The organism is Rhodococcoides corynebacterioides (genome assembly GCF_019834675.1).
GTDB classification, from domain to species: Bacteria; Actinomycetota; Actinomycetes; order Mycobacteriales; family Mycobacteriaceae; genus Rhodococcoides; species Rhodococcoides corynebacterioides_A.
Genome location: NZ_JABUBU010000039.1, coordinates 1 through 8,599, shown reverse-complemented (window position 1 = coordinate 8,599; position 8,599 = coordinate 1). Strand labels below are relative to the sequence as shown.

The 8,599-nt window shown below is 70.9% G+C and carries 12 protein-coding genes; 5 read left to right on the top strand and 7 right to left on the bottom strand.

Going from position 1 to position 8,599, the window contains the following annotated elements; translation table 11 throughout:
* Positions 1-127: 127 nt before the first annotated feature.
* Positions 128-1,426: a lipase family protein gene (locus HQ603_RS18630; RefSeq protein WP_222686234.1), complete on the top strand. Its 1,299-nt coding sequence runs from the start codon at positions 128-130 to the stop codon at positions 1,424-1,426.
* Between the two features lie 4 nt (positions 1,427-1,430).
* Here HQ603_RS18630 and HQ603_RS18625 read toward each other — a convergent pair whose 3' ends face one another.
* The 6 genes from HQ603_RS18625 to HQ603_RS18600 all read right to left on the bottom strand — a co-directional run bounded on the left by HQ603_RS18625 (position 1,431) and on the right by HQ603_RS18600 (position 3,803).
* On the bottom strand, positions 1,431-1,604 hold the full coding sequence (locus tag HQ603_RS18625) for a hypothetical protein (RefSeq protein ID WP_222686233.1): 174 nt from the start codon (positions 1,602-1,604) through the stop codon (positions 1,431-1,433).
* A gap of 30 nt (positions 1,605-1,634) precedes the next feature.
* Positions 1,635-1,865, bottom strand: coding sequence for a hypothetical protein (locus tag HQ603_RS18620; RefSeq protein WP_222686232.1), 231 nt, complete (start codon positions 1,863-1,865; stop codon positions 1,635-1,637).
* Positions 1,862-2,299: a hypothetical protein gene (locus HQ603_RS18615; protein ID WP_222686231.1), complete on the bottom strand. Its 438-nt coding sequence runs from the start codon at positions 2,297-2,299 to the stop codon at positions 1,862-1,864. The genes HQ603_RS18620 and HQ603_RS18615 overlap by 4 nt, the downstream gene beginning before the upstream one ends.
* The gene (locus tag HQ603_RS18610; RefSeq protein WP_308126617.1) at positions 2,296-2,751 is read right to left on the bottom strand and encodes a Fur family transcriptional regulator; all 456 of its coding nucleotides are present in this window, start codon (positions 2,749-2,751) and stop codon (positions 2,296-2,298) included. The genes HQ603_RS18615 and HQ603_RS18610 overlap by 4 nt, the downstream gene beginning before the upstream one ends.
* Before the next feature lie 136 nt (positions 2,752-2,887).
* Positions 2,888-3,136 carry a CDGSH iron-sulfur domain-containing protein gene (locus tag HQ603_RS18605; RefSeq protein WP_371831077.1) on the bottom strand — a complete coding sequence of 83 codons (249 nt, stop codon included), beginning with the start codon at positions 3,134-3,136 and terminating at the stop codon, positions 2,888-2,890.
* Position 3,137: 1 nt separating this feature from the next.
* Positions 3,138-3,803 (bottom strand): methyltransferase, encoded by a 666-nt coding sequence (locus HQ603_RS18600; protein ID WP_261774077.1) that lies wholly within the window; start codon positions 3,801-3,803, stop codon positions 3,138-3,140.
* A gap of 357 nt (positions 3,804-4,160) precedes the next feature.
* Here HQ603_RS18600 and HQ603_RS18595 point away from each other — a divergent pair, with 357 nt between their 5' ends.
* Positions 4,161-4,622, top strand: a complete 462-nt coding sequence (locus HQ603_RS18595) for an Hsp20/alpha crystallin family protein (protein WP_222686235.1) — start codon at positions 4,161-4,163, stop codon at positions 4,620-4,622.
* Positions 4,623-4,661: 39 nt separating this feature from the next.
* Here HQ603_RS18595 and HQ603_RS19160 read toward each other — a convergent pair whose 3' ends face one another.
* Positions 4,662-5,258 carry a TetR/AcrR family transcriptional regulator gene (locus HQ603_RS19160; protein WP_222686230.1) on the bottom strand — a complete coding sequence of 199 codons (597 nt, stop codon included), beginning with the start codon at positions 5,256-5,258 and terminating at the stop codon, positions 4,662-4,664.
* A 289-nt stretch (positions 5,259-5,547) separates the two neighbouring features.
* On the opposite strand from HQ603_RS19160, the gene HQ603_RS18585 reads away from it, so the two are divergent.
* From HQ603_RS18585 to HQ603_RS18575, 3 genes are read left to right on the top strand one after another with little or no spacing between them, the layout of a single operon-like run.
* Positions 5,548-6,504 (top strand): DAPG hydrolase family protein, encoded by a 957-nt coding sequence (locus HQ603_RS18585; RefSeq protein WP_222686229.1) that lies wholly within the window; start codon positions 5,548-5,550, stop codon positions 6,502-6,504.
* A 48-nt stretch (positions 6,505-6,552) separates the two neighbouring features.
* Entirely contained in the window at positions 6,553-7,605 is a 1,053-nt protein-coding gene (locus tag HQ603_RS18580) for an NAD(P)H-binding protein (protein WP_222686228.1), read from the top strand.
* A 52-nt stretch (positions 7,606-7,657) separates the two neighbouring features.
* Positions 7,658-8,569 (top strand): SDR family oxidoreductase, encoded by a 912-nt coding sequence (locus HQ603_RS18575; RefSeq protein WP_222686227.1) that lies wholly within the window; start codon positions 7,658-7,660, stop codon positions 8,567-8,569.
* The last annotated feature ends 30 nt before the right edge of the window (positions 8,570-8,599 follow it).

The window sequence follows — 8,599 nt, the reverse complement described above, 5'->3', positions numbered from 1 at the left end:
CCGCGGGGAAGGGCGCGCAAGAGGGCAGGGGCGGGAAGGGAAAGAGAGGGAACCCGGACGCAGGGTTACTGTTACCCGAGGGACCGAACCCGTCCCTGCCACTCGGAGCCGAGGGAAGCGGAGCGACATGAGCGTCCAGCACGAGGCGGCGGAGCCGAGCACACCCGGCGAGGTGCCGTTCTCGCCGCGGCCGGTGGGCCTGCCGTCGACCGACCCCTTCTACCGCGCGCCGCGGGGGTTCGAGGACGCGGCACCCGGAGCCGTCCTGCGGGCGCGGCGGGTGGAGATCGGCATGTTCTCGCTGATCCCCCAGCGTGTCGACGCCTGGCAGCTGCTCTACCGCACGGCGGACCTGCACGGGGAGCCGAGCACCGCGGTCACCACGCTGCTGCTGCCGGCAGGTGCGACGCCCGACGACGCGCGGCCGGTGGTGTCCTACCAGTGCGCCATCGACGCGGTCAGCGACCGCTGCTTCCCGTCGTACGCGCTGCGCCGCGGCGCCCACGCCCTCGGCTCGCTGCCGCAGGTGGAGTGGGTGGTGGTGCGGTACGCACTGCGGCGCGGGTGGGCGCTGACCCTGCCCGACCACGAGGGTGCCGACGGGCGGTGGGGCGCCCCGGTGGAGCCCGGTTACATCACGCTCGACGGCGTTCGGGCCGCCTTGTCCTTCGAGCCCGCTGGGCTCGGACCGGACAACCCGGTGGCGCTGTGGGGGTACTCCGGCGGCGGGTTGGCGACGTCGTGGGCCGTCGAGGTCGCCGGCACCCACGCCCCCGAACTCAACATCGTGGCGGGTGCGCTGGGGTCACCGGTGGGCGATCCGGCGTCGGCGTTCACGCGCCTCAACGGCGGGCTGTTCGCCGCGCTGCCGACCATGGTGGTCGAGGGTCTGCGCCGGACGTACCCCGACCTCGCGCAGATCATCGAGGACACGGTGGCCGAGCCGGGGCAGGACATCCTGCGCCGGCTGCAGCGGCGGACCACGGTGCACGCGACCCTGGCGCTGCTGATGCACGACCTCGACCGCTACACCCGAGTTCCCTTGGCCGACATCATGGCTCGCCCGGAACTGGTGCAGATCTTCCAGGACATCCAGCCCGGCAAGTCGGCGCCGTCGTTCCCGCTGATGATCAACCAGGCGGCGTACGACTGGATCATCGCCTGCGACGACGTCGACGGTCAGGTGCAGCGCTACCGCAAGGCCGGAGCCCACGTGCGCTACGACCGCGACCGGTTGGCCGACCACATCTCCCTCCACCCGCTGACCGCGTCGGTGGTCATGGAGTGGCTGGCAGACCGGTTCGCCGGGCGACCGCTGGACGCACCGTCCGACACCACCCGATGGTCGACGGCGCTGACCCCGCGGGGCCTGCGCGGATTGGTCGGGCTGGGCGTATCGACGGGGCTGGCCGCGCTGGGTCGGTGACCCCCTACTCGGGGTCCTCCGCCGGCGGCACCGAGTACCCCGGGATGTCGGGTGTGTCGGGCGAGTCCTGCTCGGGCTCGTTCCCGGTGGTCGAGCCTCCCGAATGCGGGGTGCCGAAGTCCGGCGGTCCCATCGACTCGCCGTAGCCGGACGCGTCGGGGGACGTGGTGTCGCTCATCGTTTCTCCTCGATTCGCAGGGGTCGGGTATCAAGCACCGAGCTTGGCGACGACGTCCGTCAGCGCGGCAGCGGCGCGGGTCAGCGCCTCCTTCTCGGGACGCTCCCCCAGTTCGCCGATCAGGGCTGCTCGGGTGGTCACCAGGAGGTCGTCACCCTCGTCGGTCGCGAGGGCGATCTCGGTGCCCCGGAGGATCAGCACGGCTCCGTCGTCGGCGCCGAGGAGGTTCTCGACGTCCTCGGTGGTCACCTGCGGCGTCACGGCCGGGCCTCGTGTCCGCGACGCCCGTGGGTGCGGCGGTCCTCTTTCATCTCCGCCTCGAACACGTGGCGTCGCCCGTCCATGAGTCGCTCCCGGATGCGGCGTTCGTGGTCGCGCACGGTGGTCCAGTACCCGTCGTCGAAGTCCTCGACGATCTGGAAGGTCCACCGGCCTTCGAGCACGTTGCGTCCGACCACGTTTCGCTCGAGTTCGTCGGCCTCGTCGGTGTGGCCGGCCTTCCGCAGCGCGTCGGCGGCCTCGCCGAGCGTGAGGTCCGCTCGGCCCATCATCTGGTGGAAGTCGTAGAGGGCTCCGCGGGCACGCTCGACCCATTCCAGCGCCTCGGAGACCGATCCCACGGCCTCCACGGTCTCGTCCGAGACCCCGTCCGGCCGACGGTGATCGGCCAGCATCTTCTCGCGATCGTCGCTCATGACGGCCGTGTACCCCCGTCCGAGCCGATCAAGCCCCGCGCCGGGCTCGCCGGATCCGACCGAGTTGGGTCGTCGACGCGAGTCCTCTCCGCCGCGCAGTCACCGCACACACCCCAGAAGAAGACGTCGACCCCGTCGACCCGGAAGCCGGGGGCCTGCGACCCCGTCGGCGTGAGGTCGACCCCCGGCACGATGGCCGTGTCGAACAGGCGCCGGCAGTGTCGGCACATCAGATGGTGGTGGTCGTCGCCCTCGATCCGAAGCTCGTACAGCGCAGCGGAATCCGCCGGTTCCACGCGACGCAGGAGCTTCGCGGCGACGAGCGCGTCGAGGTTGCCGTACACGGTCTGTCGGGACAGTCCGCGATGCCGCAGGGTGCGCGCGACGTATCCGGCATCGACGTGCGGGTGCGTGGCGATGACGCCGAGTACCAGCAACCTCGGCACCGTCACGCGAAGTCCGCGCTGGTGCAGCACGTCTCGCCATTCGGCGTCGGTGAATGCGCGCCGAGCAGTCGGATCCGGTGCAGTCTGCTGTACGTCCACGGGCGCCGAATAGCCGACCAGAATGCGACCAAACACCCATCGGTCAGGAGTTCTCGCGCGCCGCCCGCACCTTGCGTCGATGACTGGTGTCGCAGAACGGGTAGTTCTTGCTGCGGCGACACGCGCACAGCGCCACCATGAATCGGTCGGAGCGGACCGACGTGCCGTCCTCGAGTTCGACGTCGACGGGGCCCTCCACCATCACCGGACCGCCCGGCACCACGCGCACCCGACGGGCGTCGCGTGGCGCGGTGTCGACCGGCCGACCGGGCCGGTCCGGCAGCTCCGGCAGGTCAGGCACGGCGCGCCCGCACGACCACCAGCTCCTCGGACCGACGGCCCGGTGCCAGCTTGCCCGAGGCCTCGAGCCACGCGGCGCGGGAGTGCATGACGGGTCCGAAGGCGATGCGGCGTCGGGCCGCGACGTCCGCGACGGCGCCGGCCGCGGTGAGACGACGGACCGTCTCGGCGACGCCGGAGAACTCGGAATGGACGATGAGCATGGTGCCGTCCGGGGTCAGCAGGTCGGACACGGCGTCGCACAGCGGATCGAGCACGACGCGGCCGTCGTCACCCGCGTCCCAGGCCCGATGGATCCCGACGCCCTCGGGCCGGGTGGGGGACGGCACGTACGGCGGGTTGGAGACCACCAGGTCGAACGGGCGCTCGGCGAGAGCATCGGTGAGCGTGCCGCACCGGGCGTCCACCTCGACGCCCAGCCGACGGGCGTTGTCGGCGACGCAGGCCACGGCACGGGGGTTGATGTCGTAGGCCAGGACCTCGCGGGCGCCCAGCAGGGCCGCCTGGATGCCGAGCACGCCGGTTCCGGTGCACAGATCGAGGACGCGGGCGTCCAGCGGCGACGCCGCCACCGCCATCGCGTCGCAGAGGAATCGGGAATCGGGAATCGTCCTGCGGCGCATACACGCCGGGGTGGGCTCGAACAAGGTCCATCGCATCGTGCCGAACTGTGGTCACAGGCCTGCCTCTCGTCGGTCTCGCCCGGCGACCGGCTTCGAACCCACGACGGTGCCGTCGCTCTGCCGAAGCCCGTCCGCACCCTTTGCTCGAGTCCGTTTGATGGGCACGCCCACGCGCGTGTCGGTGGGTCTCAGCCGCGACGGATCGCACAGAGCGATCCCCCACCGGCGTCTCACGCATGCCCCGCCCCCGGGGGGTCGAAACCCGACATCGGCCGCGAAAATCCGTCGGTCAGATCTGGCACTCTCACGCAGAGAGTGCTAAATTCGGTGCTGCACAGCTGGTAGGAGCCTCCACGCGGGGTGGAGGCCGCTGATGTGATGGAGGTGAGTGCTGTGCTTCGCTTCGATCCCTTCTCCGACATCGACTCGGTGGCCAAGCAGCTGCTCGGCGCGTCCGCGGGATCGCCGCGCGTGCCGCGCTTCATGCCGATCGATCTCTACAAGTCCGGGGACCACTACGTCCTCAAGGCCGACCTGCCGGGAGTCGATCCGGGTTCCGTCGACGTCGACGTCGACAACGGCATCCTGACGCTCCGCGCGGAACGCACCGCCCCGAACGACCAGGGCGTCCAGTGGATCACCTCGGAACGCTTCTCCGGCAAGTACATGCGCCAGCTCAGCCTGGGCGAGGGCATCGACACCGACGGCATCGCGGCGACGTACGACAACGGCGTGCTCACCGTGACCATCCCGGTCGCGGAGAAGGCCAAGCCGCGTCGCATCGAGATCGGGCGCACGTCCGACGGCCCGCAGCAGGTGGACGCGGGCAGCCGGCACGAGGTGACCTCCGGATAGCGAACCCCCGGGGCGGGTCCGACCGGACCCGCCCCGGGCTCACCACCGTCGTGCGATGAGGGTGGCGATACGCGGAAGTTCTTCGCGCGGAAGGGGTTCGAGCCCCACGATCACCTGTCGGGTCAGCAGACCGTCGACCGACATCGCGAACAGTTCCGCCGACGCCGTGGTCGCCGGATAGCCGGCTTCGGTCATCTTCTCCACGACGAGCGCGACGAACGCGGCCAACTGGCCGTCGAAGACCGCCTTGATCTCCGGCCGCACGAGCCCCTCGCCGAGCAGGTGGTGGCGGGCGACGACCCGCGCTCGGTGGCGATCGCTGCACATGGCCTCGACGAAGCCGACGATCGCGTCGACCACGGAGTCGAGATCCCACCGGTCCAGCGCGAAGTACTCGGCGGCCACCGCCAGGTCCCGGCGGAAGACCTCCTCGAGCGCGAGGGACAGCAGCGTCGCGCGGTCCGGGGCGTGATAGTTGACCGCCCCGGCGCCGAGGCCGGTGGCCTGGTCGACGGCCCGATGGGTGAAGCCGCGCGGGCCGCGCTCGGCGAGAACCGCGACGGCGGCCTGCGCGATGAGGGCGCGGCGCTCCGTTCTCGGTGCCGCCTCGGTGTCGACTCGGCCACGGGTGGTCACTCGCCGAATCCTACGGACCCGCACGGTCGTGCGGGCACGCACGTCCGATCCGCAACCCGAGCGTGATTCCGCAGCGGCGGTGACGGCCGACCCCCCGACCGTCACCGCCGCTCCCCCGTCCGCGGTCGGTCCGTCCGAGACCACCACACCGTGTGTCCCGGACTGTGACACCCGTTGAGGTTAGCGACGGGCCGTCGGTATCGCAGGGCAAGTCCCCGACCTGGTGAACTGCACCAGACATGCGTCGAACCGTTTGACAGCGCACCACTACAGGGCGTTCCCTCGACGGATGTTGAGAAATCGGGTCTTCGGCCGTCGAGCCGCCATGGGCGTGGCGGCCGCCGCGGGCCTGGGCGTCGTCTCCACCGGCCTCGCTGCCGGACGCGCCGCCGCCGCACCGCTGCCCCCTCTGCTGCCGGCCACGTGCGCCCCGCGCTATCCCGGCTACCGAGACGAGGATCGGGCCAAGCCGTACGCGAAGTACTTCGAGCCGCGCACCGCGCCGCCGCAGGCCGTCGTGCAGCAGGTCTTCGCCAGTCCGCCGCTCGATCCGGCCGCGGTCCCGCGCTTCGAGAGCCTCACGCGCGATCTCGGCCCGACGGGCCTGTCCCCGATCGAGACGGGGTACGGGCGCTCGCCCGACGGCGTGGTGTTCGTCGCCGTCCGCACCGAGATGCCCCGCGTCACCGCCGCGATGTGGGACTGGTGGTTCGGATGGCATTCCACGGAGGCGGCCCGGTACAAGCTGTGGCACCCCGACGCGCACCAGTTCGCGGCGCTGGCCGAGGACCGCACGCGCAAACCCATCCCCGACAAGCAGAAATACATCGGGAACACCACGTTCGTCGACGAGCTCGTCGGCCCCAAGATGCAGCAACTCGGCATCAACTTCCGGGATCCGGTGGCGCACGGGTTCACCGTGCCGGCCGATCAGACCATCGTGTTCGGCCGCGTCGGCAGCAGCATCGCCCCCGTCGACCTGGGCTGGCTGGCCCACCAGGTGCGGCCGATTCCCGGTGGTGCGGAGATGCGCAGCCGCTTCTACCTCAACATCCGTGGCCTCCACGTACCCGACGTGGTGCAGGCGGCGTGCGCCGTCGCCCGCGGCGTGGCCGTGGACCCGTCGGACCTCGACCTGAGCCTGGAACTCGGGCGCAATCTGCTCTTCCACTGCGGGTCGGAGATGAACCACCTGGCCCGGTTCCTGCCCGAGCTGTACGCCGAGTTCTCGCGCACCCCCGGTTGAGCCGCTGACGAGGGGGTATCACGCAGACTCCACCCGAAAGGTATGTGCGTGCGCATTCTCGTCACCGGCTCCACCGGGTACATCGGTTCCCGGCTCGTTCCGATCCTTCTCGCCGACGGGCACGACGTCCTCGCGGCGATGCGCGACGACGCGAAGGCGGCGTCGTTCAGCTGGGGTGATCGCGTAACCCCCGTGCACTTCGACATCACGGATCCGGAGTCCATCGACACCGCCCTGACCGGGGCCGACGCCGTCGTCTACCTGGTGCACTCCATGGACGACGGCGACTTCGTCCGCAAGGACCGCGAGGCCGCCGAGGCCGTGGCGCGCGCCGCCGAGAAGCACGGGGTCGACCGCATCGTCTACCTCTCCGGCCACGTGCCGGACGACCAGACGAGCCTGTCGGACCACATCCGCTCCCGCCTCCAGGTCGAGGAGGTGTTCACGAACGCGACGGTGAACTCGACCGTGCTGCGCGCCGCCATCATCCTGGGCTCGGGGTCGACGTCCTTCGAGCTGGTGCGGCGAATGGTCGAGCGGCTGCCGGCCACCCCGGTGCCGTCCTGGATGGTCAAGAAGGTGCAACCCATCGCCACAGCGGACGTCCTGCAGGTCATCGCGGCGTCGCTCGGCGAGCGCGCGATGCCCGGCTCGTTCGACATCGGCGGCACCGAGGTGCTCACCTATCCCGAGCTGCTGGGGCGGTACGCCGCCGTGGCCGACCTCTCCCGCCCGCAGTTCCGCGTCCCGTTCGTCCCGACGCCCGTGGTCGGGCGGGCCGTCGCCACCATCACCGGAATGCCGCCCGGCACGGTCATCTCGCTGGTGGACAGCCTCCATCACGACATGGTGGCCCGGCGCGGCAATGCCGTGACGAGCGATTTCGCCGACGCCGTGGGCGACCCGATCGGCATCGACGAGTCCATCCGTCGGGCGCTCACGGTGACCGCCCACGACGGCACCGACGCCGAAGGCACGACGGATCCGCAGGCCGCCGCCGATTCCGACCCCGACTGGGCGGGAGGGTTCGTCCGCATCGAGGACGGCCGAGTCCGCCACGACGCGTCGGGGCTGGCGAAGGTTCTCGCCCGCCGCCGCTGACTCGACCGGCCGAGCACGGTTTCCTCGGCGATCGGCGGGTACCCGGCTGCGCATGACCGCCGACTCCACCGCAGCCGACCACCCGTTGCGCGACCCCGTCCACGCCTATCCGGCACCGGATCGCGCTGCCCAACAACCGATCTCGCATCCCGGCCTGACTCGCGACCTGGTCACCACCCCCGACCACGGGGAGGACTCCTATCGCGGATCGGACCGGCTCGTCGGCCGTCGGGCGCTGGTCACCGGCGCCGATTCCGGCATCGGCCGCGCCGTCGCTCTCGCCTTCGCGCGCGAGGGGGCCGACGTGGTCCTGAGCTACCTCGAGGACGAGGAAGAGGACGCGCAGGAGACGGTGCGACTGGTCGAGGACGCCGGTCGACGCGCCGTGCGGGCACCCGGCGACATCCGCTCCGAGGAGTTCTGCACGAGCCTGATCGACACGACGGTTGCGGAACTGGGCGGCATCGACATCCTGGTGAACAACGCCGCCTTCCAGATGGCGCAGAGCGGCGGCATCGCCGACATCACCACCGAGCAGTTCGACCGCGTCCTCAAGACCAACCTCTACGCGCTGTTCTGGCTGTCCAAGAAGGCCGTGTCGGTGATGGAACCGGGCTCCACCATCGTCAACACGTCCTCGGTCCAGGGTGTGAGCCCGTCCCCCGAACTGCTCGACTACGCCACGACCAAGGCGGGCATCATCAACTTCTCCAAGGGGTTGGCGCAGGACGTCGCGCAGCGCGGCATCCGCGTGAACGTGGTGGCGCCGGGCCCGATCTGGACGCCGCTGATTCCGGCGACGATGCCGCCGGACAGCGTCGAGGGATTCGGCGACCAGGCGCCGCTGGGCCGCGCCGGTCACCCCGCCGAACTCGCGCCCGCCTACGTCTACCTCGCCTCGAACGAGTCCAGTTACGTCACCGGACAGGTCATCGGCGTGACCGGTGGGTCCCCGATTCTCTGAGCGGACCCCCCACCCGTCCCCCCCCACACC

Coding starts and splice junctions, on each gene's coding strand:
- HQ603_RS18630 (WP_222686234.1), top strand. CDS start 128: ATGAGCGTCCAGCACGAGGCGGCGGAGCCGAGCACACCCGGCGAGGTG.
- HQ603_RS18625 (WP_222686233.1), bottom strand. CDS start 1,604: ATGAGCGACACCACGTCCCCCGACGCGTCCGGCTACGGCGAGTCGATG.
- HQ603_RS18615 (WP_222686231.1), bottom strand. CDS start 2,299: ATGAGCGACGATCGCGAGAAGATGCTGGCCGATCACCGTCGGCCGGAC.
- HQ603_RS18600 (WP_261774077.1), bottom strand. CDS start 3,803: ATGCGATGGACCTTGTTCGAGCCCACCCCGGCGTGTATGCGCCGCAGG.
- HQ603_RS18585 (WP_222686229.1), top strand. CDS start 5,548: ATGTTGAGAAATCGGGTCTTCGGCCGTCGAGCCGCCATGGGCGTGGCG.
- HQ603_RS18575 (WP_222686227.1), top strand. CDS start 7,658: ATGACCGCCGACTCCACCGCAGCCGACCACCCGTTGCGCGACCCCGTC.